The organism is Pseudomonas jinjuensis (assembly GCF_900103845.1).
In the GTDB taxonomy this organism is placed as follows: Bacteria; Pseudomonadota; Gammaproteobacteria; order Pseudomonadales; family Pseudomonadaceae; genus Pseudomonas; species Pseudomonas jinjuensis.
In genome coordinates this window covers 61,604-80,997 of record NZ_FNIJ01000009.1, presented here as the reverse complement: position 1 = coordinate 80,997, position 19,394 = coordinate 61,604, and the positions used below count along the sequence as shown (strand labels likewise).

The following is a 19,394-nucleotide window of genomic DNA, read 5'->3' as shown; positions in this document are numbered from 1 at the left end:
GGTGCAGGCCACCGGCCTCGCCGTGCGCGAGCACGAACACACCGCGCTGTACGACATCCAGCGCTGGAACGGGCAGGGCGGCCAGTCGCTGTTCGACCAGATCCTCGTCTTCGAGAACTACCCGATGGAAGCCGGCCTGCTGCAGGGCGAGGCGGGTGGCCCGCGCTTCTCCAACCTGCACAGCCGCGAGCAGGGCAACTATGCGCTGATGCTGCTGGTCAACCAGGGCGAGGCGCTGGAGTTCTGCTACAGCTACGACCACTCGCGCTTCGACGCGGCGGCCATCGCCCGCCTGGACGGCCACCTGCAACGCCTGCTGCTGGCGCTGGCGGAAGACCCGGCACGGCGCCTCGGCGAACTGCCGCTGCTCGGCGCCGAGGAGCGTGCCGCGCAACTTGAAGCGGGCGCCGCGCGTGGCGGTGACGAGGCCAGCCTCGATCTGGTCAGCCGCTTCGAGGAACTGGCGCGGCTGAATCCGCAGTCGGTAGCTTTGCGCCAGGAAGCCGTGACCGTCAGCTATGCCGAACTGAATGCTGCAGCCAACCGCCTTGCTCATCGCTTGCGCGCAGCCGGCGTCGGGCCGGATGCGCTGGTCGGCGTGTGCCTGGAGCGCACGCCGCAACTCATGGTCGCTCTGCTCGCCGTATTGAAAGCCGGCGGCGCCTACGTGCCGCTGGACCCGGAATTCCCCGCCGAACGCCTGCGCCACATGCTGCAGGACAGCGGCGCGCGGCTGCTGCTCAGCCAGTCCTCGCTGCGTGAAGAGCTGGCCGAACTGGGCGCCACCGCCGAACTCTGGTGCCTCGACGAACTGGCGCTGGATACCCCGGAAACCGATCCGCAACCGCTGGCCGGCGGCGAGCATCTGGCCTACGTCATCTATACCTCCGGCTCCACCGGCCGTCCCAAGGGCGTGGCGGTGCGCCGTGCCGGTCTCGGCAACTTCCTCGCCAGCATGGCGCAGGCACCGGGCATCGGCGCCGAAGGTCGTTTGCTGGCGGTGACTTCGCTGTCCTTCGATATCGCCGCGCTGGAGCTGTACCTGCCGCTGATCTCGGGGGCCAGCGTGGTGCTGGTGGACCGCGATACCGCGCGTGATCCGCAGCGCCTGTGGGCGCAGATCGAAGCCCAGCAGGTCAGCGCGATCCAGGCGACCCCATCCACCTGGCGCATGCTCGCAAGCCATCCGCGTCTGCCGGCGCTGGCTGGAAGACAGGTCCTGTGCGGTGGCGAAGCGCTGCCTGCCGATCTGGCGCAAACGCTGATCGAGGTCGCCGGGCATGTCTGGAACCTCTACGGCCCCACCGAAACCACGGTGTGGTCGGCGCGTTATCGCCTCGATGGCGAGCAGCCGCTGTTGGCAAATTGGACGAACAGCTGGAACCGCTGCCGGCCGGTGTCGCCGGTGAGCTGTATATCGGCGGCGAAGGTCTGGCGCGCGGCTACCACGGCCGTCCCGAGCTGACCGCCGAGCGCTTCGTCGCCGATCCGTTCGGCGGCGGTGGGCGGCTGTATCGCACCGGCGATCTGGTCCGTCGGCGCGCCGATGGCGCGCTGGAATATCTCGGCCGCATCGACCAGCAGGTGAAGATTCGTGGCTTCCGTATCGAGCTGGGCGAGATCGAATCCTGCCTGCTGGAAGACGATGCCGTGCGCGAGGCGGCGGTGGTCGCCCGGCGCAACCAGCTGGTCGGCTATGTGGTGGCGGACGGTGGCGAGGAACTGCTGCCGCGCCTGCGCGAAAGGCTCAAGGCGAAATTGCCGGACTATATGGTTCCGGCGCTGATCATGCGTCTGGAGAAAATGCCGCAGACGCCGAACCGCAAGCTGGACCGCAAGGCACTGCCGGAACCGGAGCTGGCCGAGCGAGCGTTCGTCGCGCCGCAGGGCGAGACGGAAACGCTGCTGGCCGGTATCTGGCAGGACGTGCTGGGTATCGAACGGGTCAGCGTCGAGGACAACTTCTTCGAGCTGGGCGGCGACTCCATCGTCTCCGTGCAGGTGGTCGCCCGCGCCCGCCAGGCGGGGCTGGAGATCAGCCCGCGGGATATCTTCGAGCAGCAGGATGTGCGCCGCCTGGCGAAAGTCGTGCGACAGCCTCAGCACATCCAGCAAGCCGAGATATTCCAGCTCGATGCCGAGAAGTGGGACCGCCTGCCGGCACCGCGCGAGGCCATCGAGGATGTCTACCCGCTGTCGCCGATGCAGGAGGGCCTGCTCTATCACGGCCTGAATGCCGGGCAGGACGGCGTCTACGTCAACCAGCTGGCCTTCGACCTCGACGATCTCGACCCGCAGCGCCTGCGCGGCGCCTGGGAACGCCTCATCGCCCGCCATGCCATCCTGCGCACCGGCTTTGCCTGGGAAGGTCTGGAGGCGCCGCTGCAACTGGTCTACCGCCAACTGCCGCTGGCCTGGGAAGAACAGGACTGGCGCGAGCGCGATAGCGCCGGGCTGCAGGCCTTCGCCGATGCCCAGCGCAACGCGCCGTTCCTGCTCGACTGCCCGCCGCTGCAGCGCGTGGCCCTGCTGCGCCTCGGCGAGCGCAAGTACCGGCTGGTCTGGACCTGGCACCACCTGCTGCTGGACGGCTGGAGCAGTTCGCGGCTGATCGAGGAATGGCTCGCACTCTATGTCGGCGAGGAGCCGACGCAAGCCGCCGGCCGCTATGGCGACTACATCGCCTGGCTGCGCCGGCAGGACCCGGCGCAGGGCGAGGCGTTCTGGAAAGCGCGTCTGGCCGAACTGGACGCGCCGACCTACCTCGCAACCGAGCGCAATACCGAAGGAGAAGGGCAGGAGCTGGTCGAAATCGCCCTCGACGCGACCGCCACCCGCCGCCTGCAGGACTTCGCCCGCGCCCAGCGCCTGACCCTCAACACCCTGGTGCAGGGCGCCTGGCTGCTGCTCCTGCAGCGCCACAGCGGACAGCGCACGGTCTGCTGCGGCGCGACCATGGCCGGCCGCCCGGCGGACCTGCCCGGCAGCGCCGGCATGCTCGGCCTGTCCATCAATACCCTGCCGCTGATTTCCGCGCCGGCGCCGCACCAGCCGCTCGGCGACTGGCTGCGCGGCCTGCAGGGCGAGACCCTGGCGCTGCAGGAGCAGGCCCACGTGCCGCTCTACGATGTGCAGCGCTGGGCCGGCAGCGCCGGGCAGGCGCTGTTCGACAGCCTGCTGGTGTTCGAGAACTACCCGGTGGATGCCGCCCTGCGCCATCGCGCCATCGCCGAGCTGCGCATCGACGCGGTGCGCCAGGTCGAGGCCACGCACTATCCGCTGACCCTCACCGTGCACCCGGGCGAATCCCTGCAGCTGGCGCTCGCCGGCCGCCGCGATGCGTTCGAAAAAGAGGCGCTGCAGGCCCTTGGCGGACAACTGTGCACGCTGCTCGCCGGCATGGCCGGCGATCCGGCGCGGCGTCTCGGCGAGCTGCCGTTGCTGAGCGAAATCCAGCGCGACGAGGCACTGGTCCACGGCCGCCAGTCCGCGACCCTGGGCGAAGGCTCGACCCTGCCGGCGCTGTTCGCCGAGCAGGTCCGCCGCACGCCGCAGGCCATCGCGGTGATCGATGGCGAAGGCAGCTACGCCTACGCCGAACTGGATGCCCGTTCCGAGCAACTGGCCCGGCGCCTGCGCGCCGCCGGGGTCGGTGCGGACGTGCTGGTGGCGGTGTGCCTGGAGCGCGACCGCAACCTGCCGGTGGCCCTGCTGGCGGTGCTCAAGGCCGGCGGCGCCTATGTGCCGCTGGACCCGGAATTCCCCGCCGAGCGCCTGCGCCACATGCTGGAGGACAGCCGCGCGCCGCTGCTGCTGACCCACAGCGCGCTGCTGGAACAGCTGCCGCCGGCCCGCGAGGGCGAGCAGCGCTGGTGCCTGGATCACCTGCCGGCAGACCTGCCGACCAGCGAGGCGCTGCCGCCGCTCGATCCGGAGCAGTTGGCCTATGTCATCTACACCTCCGGCTCCACCGGCCGGCCCAAGGGCGTCGCGGTGCGGCACGCGGCGCTGGCCAACTTCCTCCTGAGCATGGCCGGGGCGCCCGGCATCGAGGCCGGCCGGCGCATGCTGGCGCTGACCTCGCTGTCCTTCGATATCGCCGCGCTGGAGCTGTACCTGCCGCTGATCTCGGGCGCCAGCGTGGTGCTGGTGGACCGCACCACTGCCCGCGATTCCGGCCGCCTGCTGGAGTGCATCGCCGAACGCGAAGTCGACAGCGTGCAGGCCACCCCGTCCACCTGGCGCATGCTTGCCGAGCATCCGCGCTTCGCCGGGCTGCGCGGTGTGCGTGCGTTGTGCGGCGGCGAGGCGCTGGCGGCCGATCTCGCCGCGCGCCTGCTGGAAGTGGCCGGCGAGCTGTGGAACCTCTACGGCCCCACGGAAACCACCATCTGGTCGGCACGCCAGCGCCTGCAGGCCGGGCAACCGCGCGTGTCGCTCGGCGAGGCGCTGGCCGGCACATCGCTGCACGTGCTCGACGAGAGCCTGCAGCCGCTGCCGGATGGCGTCGCCGGCGAGCTGTACATCGGTGGCGTCGGTCTGGCGCGCGGCTACTACGGCCGTCCCGAGCTGACCGCCGAGCGCTTCGTCGCCGATCCGTTCGGCAGCGGCGGCCGGCTGTATCGCACGGGTGACCTGGTGCGCCGCCGTGGTGCCGAACTGGAGTACATCGGTCGCATCGACCAGCAGGTGAAGATCCGCGGCTACCGCATCGAACTGGGCGAGATCGAAGCCTGCCTGCGCCGCTGCGACGGCGTGCGCGAAGCGGCCGTGGTCGCGCGTCCGGGGCCGGCCGGGCCGGTGCTGGTCGGCTATGCCGAGGCGGATGCCGTGGACGGTCTGGAGCAGCAACTGCGCCAGGCGCTGCAGGCGAGCCTGCCGGACTACATGGTGCCGGCGCAGATCGTGGTGTTGGCGCGCATGCCGCAGACCCCCAACGGCAAGCTCGACCGCAAGGCGCTGCCGGCGCCGGACTGGCAGGCGCGCGCCCATGTCGAACCCTCCACCGACAGCGAACGCAGGCTGGCCGCGCTGTGGAGCGAGGTGCTGGGTGTCGAGCGGGTCGGCGCGACCGACGACTTCTTCGAACTGGGCGGCCATTCGCTGCTGCTGACCCGGCTGGCTTCGCGCATCCGCGACGAGTTCGCCGTCGACCTGCCGCTGCGCAGCCTCTTCGAGCACCCGAGCGTCGCCGCGCTCGCCGCCCAGCTGGATGGCGCGAAGCAGCCGGCGGGCGACGAGGCGCTGGAACTGGATTTCATGAACGACCTTTTGCAAGAACTGGAGCAGGCTGAATGAATAGCGTCCTCGATCCCCAGGCACCGGCGCAGGCGCGCGAACTGCAGGCCATCGGCGCGCGGCTGGCGCAACTGCCGGAGGACAAGCAGCGGCTGTTCCTCGCCAAGCTGGCCGAGGCCGGGGTCAACCTGCGCCGCCTGCCGGTGCCGCGCCTGCCGCGCGGCGAACGCCTGCAACCCTCGGCGGCGCAGCGCCGCCAGTGGTTCATCTGGAAGCTCGACCCAGAGTCCAGCGCCTACAACCTGCAGCGCGCCGTGCGCCTGACCGGCGCGCTGGATCGCGATGCCCTCCGGCGCGCCTTCCGCGACATCCTCGCGCGCCACGAGAACCTGCGCTGCCGCTATGAGGAAAGCGACGGCCAGCCGTATCTGCTGATCGACGAGTCGGCCGAACTCACGGTCGCGTTCGAGGATATCTCCGGGTTGCCTGAAGCCGAACGCGAGGCAATTTCCCGCCAGCGACAGATCGAGGCGGCCACCACGCCCTTCGATCTCGCCGCCGGCCCGCTGCTGCGCGTGTCGCTGCTGCGTCTGGCTGACGACGAGCACCTGCTGCTGCTCGGCCTGCACCACATCGCCGCCGATGGCTGGTCGATGAACCTGCTGGTCGGAGAATTCAACCGCCTCTACGCGGCGCACTGCCGTGGCGTAGAGGCGCAGCTGGAGCCACTGCCGGCGCAGTACGTCGACTGCGCCGCCTGGCAGGAAAAGCTGCTGGCGGCCGGGGAGGGCGAGCGCCAGCTGGAATACTGGCTGCGCCAGCTCGGCGGCGACATGCCGTCGCTGGAACTGCCGCTGGACCGCCCGCGTCCGGTGCGCCCGAGCGGGCGTGGCGCGGTGCTCGGCTTCGAGATCGACGCTGCACTGGCCGCGCGCCTGCGCCAGGTCGCCCAAGCCCACGGCGCCACGCTGTTCATGCTGCTGCTGGCGGCCTTCAAGGTGCAGCTGTACCGCTACACCGGCCAGCGCGACCTGCGCGTCGGCGTACCGGTGGCCGGTCGCGGAAATGCCGAGAGCGAGCGGCTGATCGGCTTCTTCGTCAACACCCAGGTGCTGCGCAGCGAGATCGACGGTCGCCAGCGCTTCGCCGACCTGCTCGCCGCCGTGCGCCAGACCGCGCTGGCCGCCCAGTCCAACCCGGAGCTGCCCTTCGAACGGCTGGTGGAGGCGCTGGCCCCGGCGCGCAGCCTCGGCCACAACCCGCTGTTCCAGGTGATCTACAACCACCAGTGGTACGACAGCGCCGCGCTGCAGGCCCTCGACGGCCTGCGCATGGAATCCCTGCCGCCGCTGGTGCGCGCGGTGGACTGCGACCTCGCCCTGGACACCGCCGAGGACTCCGCCGGCCGCCTGTTCTGCGAGATCAGCTACGCCAGCGAACTGTTCGACGACGCCAGCATCCGCCGCTGGCGCGCGCACTTCGAGGCGCTGCTGGCGTGCATCGGCGCGGCGCCGCAGACGCGCATCTGCGATTTCGACCTGCTCGAACCCTCCGCCTGGAACCAGCTGCGCGAATGGAACGCGCTGCCCACCGAGCCCGTGGCGGAACTGACCGTGCAGCAGCGCATCGCCCAGTGGGCGGTGGAAACGCCGGACGCCCCGGCGCTGTTCTGTGGTGACGAGGTGCTGAGCTTCGCCGGGCTGGACGAGCGCGCCAACCGTCTCGCCCAGCACCTGGCGAAACTCGGCGTCGGCCCGGAAAGCCGCGTCGGCGTGGCCCTGCCGCGTTCGCCCGACTTGCTGGTGTCGCTGCTGGCGGTGCTCAAGGCCGGTGGCGCCTACGTGCCGCTGGACCTCGACTATCCCGCCGAACGCCTGCGCTACCAGATGCAGGACGCCGGCCTCGCCTGGCTGCTCTGCGACAGCCGCGACGCGCGCCGGCCGCAGCTGCCGGAAGGCGTGCAGGCCATCGAGCCGGATCGCCTCGACCTCGCTGCCGAACCAGCCGTGGCGCCGGATGTGGCGCTGCATGCGCACAACCTCGCCTACCTGATCTACACCTCCGGCTCCACCGGCCTGCCCAAGGGCGTCGCCGTGGCGCACGGGCCGCTGGCGATGCACTGCCGCGAGATCGGCGCGCGCTACGAGATGGAGCCGGCCGACCGCGAGCTGCACTTCATGTCCTTCGCCTTCGACGGCGCCCACGAACGCTGGCTGACCGCGCTGACCCACGGCGCCAGCCTGGTGCTGCGCGACGACGCCCTGTGGACCCCGGAACAGACCTTCGCCGCGCTGCAGCACTACGGCGTCACCGTGGCGGCGTTCCCGCCGGCCTATCTGCAGCAGATCGCCGAGCACGCCGAAGGGCAGGCCGGCGCCGCGCCGCTGCGGGTCATCTGCTTCGGCGGCGATGCCGTGCCGCAGGCCAGCTTCGAGCACGTGCGCCGGGTGCTGCGCCCGCGCTACATCATCAACGGCTATGGCCCGACCGAGACCGTGGTCACGCCGATGATCTGGAAGGCCGCCGCCGAGGACTGCTGCGGCGCGGCCTATGCGCCCATCGGCTCGCGGGTCGGCGCGCGCAGCACCTGGGTGCTGGATGGCGACCTGAACCCGGTGCCGACCGGCGTCTGCGGCGAGCTGTATCTCGGCGGCGAAGGGCTGGCGCGTGGCTATCTGGGCCGGCCGGGACTGAGCGCCGAGCGCTTCGTCGCCGATCCGTTCGGCACGCCGGGCGGGCGCCTGTACCGCACCGGCGACCTGGTGCGCCAGCGCGCCGACGGCACCATCGACTACCTCGGGCGCATCGACCATCAGGTCAAGGTGCGCGGCTTCCGCATCGAGCTGGGCGAGATCGAGGCGCGCTTGCGTGCCGATGCGCGGGTGCGCGAGGCGCTGGTGGTGGCGCGCGAGACCGCCACCGGCAAGCAGCTGGTCGGCTACGTCGCCGGCGACGATCCGCGGCTCGACGAGGAACTGCGCGAAACCCTGCGCCAGCAGTTGCCGGACTACATGGTGCCGGCGCGCATCGTGGTGCTCGCCCAGTTGCCGCGCAACGCCAACGGCAAGCTCGACCGCGCGCAGCTGCCGGAACCGCTCTGGCAGGCCGGCGCCTTCGAGGAACCGGCCAGCGCCAGCGAACGCCTGCTGGCGGAAATCTGGAGCGAGGTGCTCGGCCTGCCGCAGGTGAGCGCGCAGGAACACTTCTTCGAGGCCGGCGGCCATTCGCTGCTGGCGGTGCAGGTGGTGGCGCGGGTGAAGAAGCGCCTCGGCGTCGAACTGCCGGTGCGCCAGCTGTTCGATACGCCGCGCCTGCGCGAACTGGCGGCGGCGATCGACGCCCTGGAACGCCGCGCCGGCCTGCCCGAGCTGCGCGCCGGCGAGCATGCCGATGGCGCGCCGCTGTCCTACAACCAGCAGCGCCTGTGGTTCCTCTGGAAGCTGGCGCCGGACAGCGCCGCCTACAACATCTCCGGCGCCCTGCGCCTGCATGGCGCGCTGGACCGCAGCGCCCTGCGTCGCGCCTTCGAGCAACTGCAGCAGCGCCATGCCTCGCTGCGCACGCAGTTCGAGGACGACGGCGAAACGGTGCGCCAGCGCATCCTGGCGTCCCTGCCGCTGGCGCTGGAGGAACAGCGCCTCGACCATCTGCCGGCCGCCGAGCGGGAAGCGCGCCTCGGCGAATGCCTGGCGCAGGAAGCGGCGCGGCCGTTCGACCTGGCATCCGCTCCGCTGCTGCGCGTCCGTCTGATCCAGCTCGGCGAGAATGAACACGCGCTGGCGCTGACCCTGCACCACATAGTCGGCGACGGCGCCTCGCTGAAGCTGCTGCTCGACGAGTTCGCCATCTGCTACCGCGCCTGGCTCGGCGGCGTTCCGGCCGAATTGCCGGCGCTGCCGATCCAGTACGCCGACTTCGCCATCTGGCAGCGCCAGTGGCTGGAAAGCGGCGAGGGCGAGCGCCAGCTGGGCTACTGGAAGGCGCATCTCGGCAGCGAGCATCCGCTGCTGGAACTGCCCGCCGACCGCCCGCGTCCGGCGCAGCAGAGCTTCCGTGGCGACAGCCTGGAATTCGCCGTACCGGCGCCGCTCGCCGCCGAGCTGCGGGAGATCGCCCGCGCTTCCGGCTGCTCGCTGTACATGCTGCTGCTCGCCGCCTTCGGCGCCTTGCTCTACCGCTGCAGCGGCCAGCGCGACCTGCGCATCGGCGTGCCCATCGCCGGCCGCCAGCAGCAGGAAACCGAGAGCCTGATCGGCTTCTTCGTCAACACCCAGGTGCTGCGCAGCGAGATCGACGGACGCCTGCCGTTCGCCGCGCTGCTCGCCGCCACCCGCGAAAGCCTGCTGGACGCCCAGGCCAACCAGGACCTGCCGTTCGAACAGCTGGTGGAAGCCCTGCAGCCGCAGCGCAGCCTCAGCCACAACCCGCTGTTCCAGGTGCTGTTCAACCATGATCGCGGCGACGACCTGAGCGCGCTGGACCTGCCGGGCCTGCGCGTCGAGACGCTGCCCGCCGGCCGCCGCAGCAGCCAGTTCGACCTGACGCTGGACACCTGCGACTGCGCCGACGGCCGCCTGCTCGGCGCCTTCGGCTACGCCACCGACCTGTTCGAGCGCGCCAGCGTCGAGCGCCTGGGCGGAATGTTCCTGCGCCTGCTGCAGTCGCTGGTCGACTCGCCGGAGCAGGCGCTGGACCAGTTGCCATTGCTGGAAGCCGAACAGCGCCAACAACTGCTCGACGGCTGGAACGCCACCGCCCGGGACTACTCGCACCTGCCGCCACTGCCCGAGCTGATCCGCCGCCAGGCCGCGCGCACCCCGGACGCCCTGGCGCTGGCCCATGGCGAACGGCGCTTCAGCTATGCCGAACTGGAGGCGCGGGCCAACCGCCTGGCGCACTGGCTGCGCGGGCAGGGCGTCGGCTGCGACGTGCGCGTCGGCGTGTTCGCCGAGCGTTCGGCGGAGCTGGCCATCGCCCTGCTGGCGATCCTCAAGGCCGGCGGCGCCTACCTGCCGCTGGACCCGGACTACCCGGCCGAGCGCCTCGCCTTCATGCTGGAAGACAGCGAGGTGCCGCTGCTGCTGACCCAGCAGGCGCTGCTCGATCGCCTGCCGCAAGGCAGCGCCAAGGTCTGGTGCCTGGACCGCGACTGGAGCGACACCGACGCCCAGCCGGACGGCGCGCCGGCCATCGACTACCCGCCGCAGAGCCTCGCCTACTGCATCTACACCTCCGGCTCCACCGGCCGGCCCAAGGGCGTCGGCAACAGCCACGCCGGCCTGCTCAACCGCCTGCAGTGGATGCAGGATGCCTATCTGCTGGATGGCAGCGACCGCGTGCTGCAGAAGACCCCGTTCAGCTTCGACGTCTCGGTGTGGGAGTTCTTCTGGCCGCTGATGACCGGCGCCGCGCTGGTCATGGCCGAGCCCGGCGCGCACCGCGATCCGGCGCGCCTGCGCGAGACCATCATCGAGCAGGGCATCACCACCCTGCATTTCGTGCCATCGATGCTGCAGGCGTTCATCGCCGCCGGCGAGCTGCCGGCCTGCGCCAGCCTGCGCCGCGTGCTGTGCAGCGGCGAGGCGCTGCCCCATGAGCTGCAGCAGCAGTTCCTCCAGCAGCATCCCGCTGCGCTGTACAACCTCTATGGCCCCACCGAGGCGGCCATCGACGTCAGCCACTGGACCTGCGTCGACGAGCCGGGCCGGCATGCGGTGCCCATCGGCCGGCCGATCGCCAACACCCGCCTGCTGATCCTCGACGGCGAGCTGCAGCCGGTGCCGGTGGGCGTGGCCGGCGAGCTGTACATCGCCGGGATCAACCTGGCGCGCGGCTACCTCGGCCGTCCCGGACTGACCGCCGAGCGCTTCGTCGCCGATCCGTTCGGCGCGCCGGGCGAGCGCATGTACCGCACCGGCGACCTGGCGCGCTGGCGTGCCGACGGGGTGATCGACTACGCCGGACGCATCGACCATCAGGTGAAATTGCGCGGCCTGCGCATCGAGCTGGGCGAGATCGAGGCGCGTCTTCTCGAGCAGCCGCAGGTGCGCGAAGCGGTGGTGGTGGCGCTGGCGTCGCCGACCGGCGCGCAACTGGTCGGCTATGTCACCGCGAACGAAGCGGTGGCCGACCCGCGCGGCTGGTGCGACGAGTTGCGCGAAACCCTGCGCGGCCAGTTGCCGGACTACATGGTGCCGGCGCGACTGATTCATCTGGAGCGCATGCCGCTCAGCCCCAACGGCAAGCTGGAGCGCAAGGCGCTGCCGGCGCCGGACTGGCAGGGCCGCGAATACAGCGCGCCGGTCGGCGCGGTGGAAACCCGCCTGGCGGCGATCTGGGCCGAGGTGCTGGGCGCCGAACGGGTAGGGCGCGACGACGATTTCTTCGAGATCGGCGGGCATTCGCTGCTGGCCGTGCGCATCGTCGCGCGGGTGCGTCAGGCGTTCGCCGTGGAGCTGCCGCTGCGCGCGCTGTTCGATGCGCCGAGCGTGGCCGGCCTGGCCGCCGCCATCGGCCGCGCGACTGCGGTCGAAAAAACCGGGCCGCAGCGCCGCGAACGCCCGGCACGGCTGCCGCTGTCGCCGGCGCAGAAGCGCCTGTGGTTCCTCTGGCAACTGCAGCCGGAGAGCATCGCCTACAACATGCCGGTGGCCCTGCAACTGGACGGCCGCCTCGACCAGTTGGCGCTGGAAAACGCCTTCGCCCGCCTGCTGCAGCGTCACGAGGCGCTGCGCACCTGCTTCCCGCTGCAGGATGGCGAATCGGTGCAGGTGATCCAGCCGGCGCAAGGCTTCGGCCTGCCGCTGACCGACCTGCGCGGCGAGGCCGATCCGCAGGCGCTGGCGGAAGTCCTGCGCCGCGAGGAAGCCTGCACGCCGTTCGACCTGGCCCGCGGCCCGCTGCTGCGCGCCCGCCTGCTGCGTCTGGAAGACGAGCGCCATCTGCTGCTGGTGACGCTGCACCATATCGTCAGCGACGGCTGGTCGATGGAAATCCTCATCCGCGAGCTGGGCCGCTTCTACGCCGGTGCATTCCATCCCGGTGATGAGGCGCCGGCGGAACTGCCGATCCAGTTCGCCGACTACGCCCTCTGGCAGCACGAATGGCTGGCCGGCGGCGAGGGCGAGCGGCAACTGCAGTTCTGGCGCGACCAGCTCGGCGATGCCCCGCGCATTCTCGAACTGCCCACCGACCGCCCGCGTCCGGCGCAGCAGAGCCAGCGTGGCGCCAACCTCGGCTTCGCCATTCCGGCGCCGCTGGCCGAGTCGCTGGGGCAACTGGCGCAGGCCCGGCAGGCCACGCCGTTCATGCTGCTGCTGGCGGCCTTCAACCTGCTGCTGCAGCGCTACAGCCGCCAGGACGACCTCTGTGTCGGCGTGCCGGTCGCCAACCGCCAGCGCGGCGAGTGCGAGGGGCTGATCGGCCTGTTCGTCAACACCCAGGTGCTGCGCACGCGCATCGATACCCGCCAGTCCTTCACTGCACTGCTGCAACAGGTACGGGAAACCGTGCTGGCCGCCCAGGCGCACCAGGACCTGCCGTTCGAACAACTGGTGGAAGCCCTGCAGCCGGAACGCAGCCTCAGCCACAACCCGCTGTTCCAGGTGCTGTTCAGCCTGCAGCGGCACTCCGTGGCGCTGCACGAGCAACTGCCGGGGCTGACCCTGCAGAGCCTCGCCGACAGCCGCGACAGCGCGCAGGTCGACCTCGGCCTGTTCGTCGACCAGCGCGCCGATGGCCGCCTCGACTGCACCTTCAACTACGCCAGCGACCTGTTCGACGGCGCCACCATCCAGCGCATGGCCGGGCATTTCCTCAACCTGCTGCAGGCTTTGGTTGCCGAGCCGATGCGTGCTGTGGGCGAGCTGGCGCTGCTCGACGCCGAGGAACGCTCTGCGCAACTGGAAGCCGGCGCCGCTCGCGGTGGCGACGAAGCCAGCCTCGATCTGGTCGGCCGTTTCGAGGAACTGGCGCGGCTGAATCCGCAGGCGATCGCCCTGCGCCAGGATGCCGTTTCCGTCACCTACGCCGAGCTGAACGCCCGGGCCAACCGTCTCGCCCATCGCCTGCGTGAAGTCGGAGTAGGGCCGGATGCGCTGGTCGGCGTCTGCCTGGAGCGCACGCCGCAGCTGATGATCGCGCTGCTCGCGGTGCTCAAGGCCGGTGGCGCCTATGTGCCGCTGGACCCGGAATTCCCCGCCGAACGCCTGCGCCACATGCTGCAGGACAGCGGCGCGCGGCTGCTGCTCAGCCAGTCCTCGCTGCGTGAAGAACTGGCCGAACTGGGCGCCACCGCCGAACTCTGGTGCCTCGACGAACTGGCGCTGGATACGCCGGAAACCGATCCGCAGCCGCTGGCCGGCGGCGAGCATCTGGCCTACGTCATCTATACCTCCGGCTCCACCGGCCGGCCGAAAGGCGTGGCGGTGCGTCGTGCCGGCCTCGGCAACTTCCTCGCCAGCATGGCGCAGGCGCCGGGGATCGCGGCCGAGGGCCGTCTGCTGGCGCTGACGTCGCTGTCCTTCGATATCGCCGCGCTGGAGCTGTACCTGCCGCTGATTTCCGGGGCCAGCGTGGTGCTGGTGGATCGCGATACCGCGCGCGATCCGCAACGCCTGTGGGCGCAGATCGAAACCCAGCAGGTCAGCGCGATCCAGGCGACTCCCTCGACCTGGCGCATGCTCGCCGGCCATCCGCGCCTGCCGGCGCTGGCTGGAAGACAGGTCCTGTGTGGCGGTGAAGCGCTGCCTGGCGATCTGGCGCAGACGCTGATCGATGTCGCCGGGCATGTGTGGAACCTCTACGGCCCCACCGAAACCACGGTGTGGTCGGCGCGTTATCGCCTCGATGGCGAGCAGCCGCAGGTGCTGCTCGGCGAGGCGCTGGCGAACACCTCGCTGCATGTGCTGGACGAACAGCTGGAGCCGCTGCCGGCCGGTGTCGCCGGCGAGCTGTATATCGGCGGCGAAGGTCTGGCGCGCGGCTACCACGGCCGTCCGGAGCTGACCGCCGAGCGCTTCGTCGCCGATCCCTTCGGCAGCGGCGGGCGGCTGTATCGCACCGGCGATCTGGTGCGTCGGCGTGCCGATGGCGCGCTGGAGTATCTCGGCCGCATCGACCAGCAGGTGAAGATTCGTGGCTTCCGCATCGAGCTGGGCGAGATCGAGTCCTGCCTGCTGGAAGACGACGCGGTGCGCGAGGCGGCGGTGGTCGCGCGGCGCAACCAGCTGGTCGGCTATGTGGTGGCGGATGGCGGCGAGGAACTGCTGCCGCGCCTGCGGGAAAAACTGAAGGCGAAATTGCCGGACTATATGGTCCCGGCGCTGATCATGCGTCTGGAACGGATGCCGCAGACGCCGAACCGCAAGCTGGACCGCAAGGCGCTGCCGGAGCCGGAGCTGGCCGAGCGCGCCTTCGTCGCGCCGCAGGGCGAGACCGAAACGCTGCTGGCCGGCATCTGGCAGGAGGTGCTGGGTGTCGAACAGGTCAGCGTCGAGGACAACTTCTTCGAGCTGGGCGGCGATTCCATCGTCTCGGTGCAGGTGGTGGCGAAGGCGCGGGATGCCGGGCTGGGACTCAGCCCACGCGACCTGTTCCTGCACCAGAGCGTGCGCGCCCTGGCCGCCCATGCGCAGCCGCTGGAAGCGGAAAGCGGCAAGGGCGTGGTCGCCGCCATCGATCTGGCTACTCTCGATGCGGCGGCACTGGCCGCGCTGCCGGTGCCGGTGGAGCAGGTCGAGGCGATCCTGCCGCTGTCGCCGATGCAGCAGGGCATGCTGTTCCACTCGCTGGACGCGCCGGGCAGCGACCTCTACGTCAACCAGCTGGATGTGCTGGCGGACGGCCTGGATGCCGAGCGCTTCCTCGCTGCCTGGGCGGAGGTCAGCGCGCGCCACGACAGCCTGCGCAGCGCCTTCGTCTGGCAGGGCTTCGCCGATGCCATGCAGGTGATCCAGCGCGACGCCGAAGTGCCGATGCAGATTCTCGACTGGCGCGAGCGCGAGGCCGACGGCGAGGCGTTCCAGGCGCTGGCCGCCGAGCAGCGCCAATTGCCCTTCGACCTCGCCCGCGCCCCCCTGCAGCGCCTGCTGCTGGTGCGTCTCGGCGAGCGCCGCTACCGCGTGCTGTGGACCTACCACCACCTGCTGCTGGACGGCTGGAGCCTGTCGCTGCTGATCGGCCAGGTGCTGCGCCGCTACCTCGGCCAGGCGCTGCCGGCGGCGGGGCGCTACCGCGACTACATCGACTGGCTGCAGTCCCGCGATCCGCTGGTCAGCGAACGCTTCTGGCGCGAGAAGCTGGCGCCGCTGGAAGAGCCGACGCTGCTCGCCCAGGCGCTGCCGGGCAAGCGCAGCGACAGCGGCCACCAGGCCATCTACACGCAGCTCGACCGCGCCGCCACCGCGCGCCTGAAGGACTTCGCCCGTGGTCAGCGGGTGACCCTGAACACCGTGGTGCAGGCCGCCTGGCTGCTCCTGCTGCAGCGCTATACCGGCCAGCGCAGCGTGGCCTTCGGCGCCACGGTTTCCGGCCGGCCGGCGTCGCTGCCGGGGGCGCAGGAAACCCTCGGGCTGTTCATCAACACCCTGCCGATCGTGCAGGCGCCGCGCCCGGAGCAGGCGCTCGGCGACTGGCTGCGCGAGCTGCAGGACTACAACCTCGCCGCCCGCGAGCACGAGCACACGCCGCTCAGCCAGATCCAGCGCTGGGCCGGACGCGGCGGGCAGGCGCTGTTCGACAGCATCATCGTGTTCGAGAACGCGCCGGTGGACCGCCTGCTGGCCGACTGGCAGGACGGCGAGCTGCGCTTCGAGGCGGCGAAGGGCCACGGCGTGACCAACTTCGCCATGGACCTGATGGTCACCCTCGGCGACGGCCTGGAAATCGAATACATGTTCCTCCGCGAGTTCTTCGGCCTGGCCGAGGTGGAGGCGATCCGCGCGCATCTGGAGCATCTGCTGGACAGCTTCTGCGCCGGCGCCGCACGCCCGCTGGGGCAGATCGGCATGCACGACGGCGAGGCGCTGCGCGTTCGCGCCGAGGCCAACCGCCTGCCGCCGCGCCAGTCGCTGCCGCCGGTGCATGAAGGCATCGCCCGCTGGGCGCGGCAGACGCCGGAAAAGGTCGCCGTGCTCAGCGGCGGACGCAGCCTGAGCTTCGCCGAGCTGGACGCCCGCGCCGAACGCCTGGCGCGCCTGCTGGTCGCCCAGGGCGCCGGTCCGGAAAAGGTGGTCGGCGTGGCGCTGCCGCGTTCGCTGGACTGGCCGGTGGCGCTGCTGGCGGTGCTCAAGTCCGGCGCCGCCTACCTGCCGCTGGACGTGGCGCATCCCGCCGAGCGCCTGGAATTCATCATGCGCGACTCGGGCATGGCGCTGCTGCTCGGGCATTCCAGCCTGGCCGAACGCCTGCCGGCGGTGGAGGGCGTCACCCGCCTGGAGCTGGATCGCCTCGACCCGTCGTCCGCCGATGCGGCGCTGCCCCGGCCGCATGCCGACAGCCTGGCCTACCTGATCTACACCTCCGGTTCCACCGGCCAGCCGAAGGCGGTCGCGGTGTCCCACGGGCCGCTGGCGATGCACTGCCAGGCCATCGGCGAGCGCTATGAAATGACGCCGGCCGACCGCGAGCTGCACTTCATGTCGTTCGCCTTCGACGGTGCCCACGAGCGCTGGCTGACGCCGCTGCTGTTCGGCGGCAGCCTGCTGATCCGCGATGACGAACTGTGGACGCCGCAGCAGACGCTGGAGGCGATGCACGAACATGGAGTCACCGTGGCCGCCTTCCCGCCGGTGTACCTGCAGGCGCTGGCGACCCAGGCCGAGGCCGACGGTGCTGCGCCGGCGGTGCGTGTGTACTGCTTCGGCGGCGACGCGGTGGCCGATGCGGCCTTCGAGCGGGTCCGCGCGGCGCTGCGGCCGCGCTGCATCATCAACGGCTACGGGCCGACCGAAACCGTGATCACCCCGCTGCTGTGGAAGGCCGAGGGCGACACCGCCTGCGGCGCCGCCTACGCGCCCATCGGTTCACGGGTCGGCGCGCGCACCACGCATGTGCTGGACGCCGACCTGCAGCCGGTGCCGGATGGCGTGGCCGGCGAGCTGTATATCGGCGGCGAGGGCCTGGCGCGCGGCTACCACGGCCGCGCGGGGCTGACCGCTGAGCGCTTCGTCGCCGATCCGTTCGGCAGCGGCGGGCGCCTGTATCGCACCGGCGACCTGGTGCGCCGGCGCGCCGACGGCACCTTCGACTACCTCGGCCGACTGGACCATCAGGTCAAGGTGCGCGGCTTCCGCATCGAGCTGGGCGAGATCGAGGCGCGCCTGCGCGAGCAGCCGGAAGTGCGTGGCGCGGTGGTGGTGGCCCATGACGGGCCGTCCGGGCGCCAGTTGCTCGGCTATGTCGCCGCCGATGCCGATGATGGACTTGGCGAATCCCTGCGCCAGCGGCTCAAGGCGCTGCTGCCGGACTACATGGTGCCGGCGCGGGTGCTGGTGCTGGACGAGCTGCCGCTGAACGCCAACGGCAAGATCGACCGCCGCGCGCTGCCGGAGCCGGACGCCCGCGACGATTCCGACTACGTCGCGCCGCGCACCGACGAGGAACGCCTGCTGGCGGAAATCTGGCAGGACGTGCTCGGCATCGAGCGGGTCGGCGTGCAGGACAACTTCTTCGAGCTGGGCGGCGATTCGATCCTCAGCCTGCAGGTGGTGTCGCGCCTGCGCAATCAGCCGGCGCTGCGCCGCGAAATCCGCCTGCGCGACCTGCTGCGCCGGCCGACCATCGCCGAGCTGCTGGGCGAGGCCGGGGAGGTCGTCGAGGACGCGCTGGTGGTGCCGCTGGCGGGCGCGGGCGGCGAGACCTTCAATCTGCTGCCGATCCAGCAATGGCTGTTCGACGTGCCGATGGACGAGCGCCACCACTTCAACCAGGCGCTGCTGCTCGACGTGCTGCAGCCGCTGCAGGCCGACGCCCTGGAGCGCGCCGTGCAGGCCCTGCTGGCCAGCCACGATGCGCTGCGCCTGCGCTTCGTGCCGGGTGCGAGCGGCTGGACCCAGCGCTACGCCAGCCTGGAAGAAGCGGCGCAGACGCCGGTGCTGTGGCAGGAAGAAGTCGCCGACAGCGCCGCCGTGGAAGACGCCATCCAGCGCGCCCAGCGCAGCCTCGACCTGCAGCGTGGCCCGCTGCTGCGGGTGCTGCATTGCCGGTTGGCTTCCGGCGGCGAACGCCTGCTGCTGGTGATCCACCACCTGGCGGTGGACGGGGTGTCCTGGCGCGTGCTGCTGGAGGACCTGGCCGCCGCCTATGCCGCCGAGGTACGCGGCGAGAGCGCGCAACTGGCGCCGGCCGGCAGCAGCTACCGCGACTGGGCCGAGCGCCTGCAGGCCTTCGCCCGCAGCGAGGCGGGCGAGTCCGAGCTGGCCTACTGGCTGGCGCAGCTGGACGGCGCGGCTCCGGCCGAACCGCCGCTGGACAACCCGCGCGGGCGCAATCTGGTCAATGTTGCCGGCGAGGCGGGCATGAGCCTGGATGCGGCGCGCACCACGCGCCTGCTGAAGGAGCTGCCGGGCCTGTTGCAGGCGCAGATCAACGACCTGCTGCTGGCGGCGTTGGCCCGCGTGGTGTGCCGCTGGACCGGCGACGAATCGGCGCTGATCCAGCTGGAAGGCCACGGCCGCGAGGACCTGTTCGCCGACCTCGACCTGAGCCGCACGGTGGGCTGGTTCACCAGCATGTTCCCGGTGCGCCTCGTACCGGGCGCGGGCAATGCCGCCGACTCGGTGCGTGCGGTGCGCGGGCAGTTGGCGCGGATTCCGCGTAACGGCCTGGGCTTCGGCGTGCTGCGCCATCTCGGCCGGCCGGAGATTCGCCAGCAACTGGCCGCGCTGCCGCAACCGCGCATCACCTTCAACTACCTCGGCCAGTTCGACCAGGCCGCCAACGGCCAGTCGATGTTCGGCGCGGCGTCGGAAAGCCTCGGCGACTTCCACAGCCCGTCGGCGCCGCTGGCGAACTGGCTGGAGATCATCGGCCAGGTGCAGGACGGCCGGCTGTCGATGCGCTGCGTGTTCAGCCGCAAGCGCTATCGCCCGCAGACCGTGCAGGACCTGATGGATGCCTTCCAGGCCGAACTGGAGCAGCTGATCGATGCCGTATGA

At 71.1% G+C, this 19,394-nt stretch carries 3 protein-coding genes and 1 pseudogene (1 of these 4 cut by a window edge); all 4 read left to right on the top strand.

Features of this window, described 5'->3' with window-relative positions:
- Positions 1 to 1,465, top strand: partial view of an amino acid adenylation domain-containing protein gene (locus BLR75_RS14260; RefSeq protein WP_342741701.1) — the 3' portion only. The gene continues 5,525 nt to the left of window position 1, outside the view; 1,465 of the gene's 6,990 nt are visible here — the last part of the coding sequence; its start codon lies beyond the left edge, outside the window; its stop codon occupies positions 1,463 to 1,465.
- A pseudogene (locus BLR75_RS27355) lies at positions 1,366 to 2,088 on the top strand (phosphopantetheine-binding protein); the annotation flags it as partial. The gene BLR75_RS14260 and the pseudogene BLR75_RS27355, both read left to right, overlap by 100 nt.
- Entirely contained in the window at positions 2,068 to 5,298 is a 3,231-nt protein-coding gene (locus BLR75_RS27065; protein ID WP_425439011.1) for an amino acid adenylation domain-containing protein, read from the top strand. The pseudogene BLR75_RS27355 and the gene BLR75_RS27065, both read left to right, overlap by 21 nt.
- Positions 5,295 to 19,394, top strand: coding sequence for a non-ribosomal peptide synthetase (locus tag BLR75_RS14255; protein WP_084311278.1), 14,100 nt, complete (start codon positions 5,295 to 5,297; stop codon positions 19,392 to 19,394). Before BLR75_RS27065 ends, BLR75_RS14255 begins: the two co-directional genes overlap by 4 nt.

Coding starts and splice junctions, on each gene's coding strand:
- BLR75_RS14255 (WP_084311278.1), top strand. CDS start 5,295: ATGAATAGCGTCCTCGATCCCCAGGCACCGGCGCAGGCGCGCGAACTG.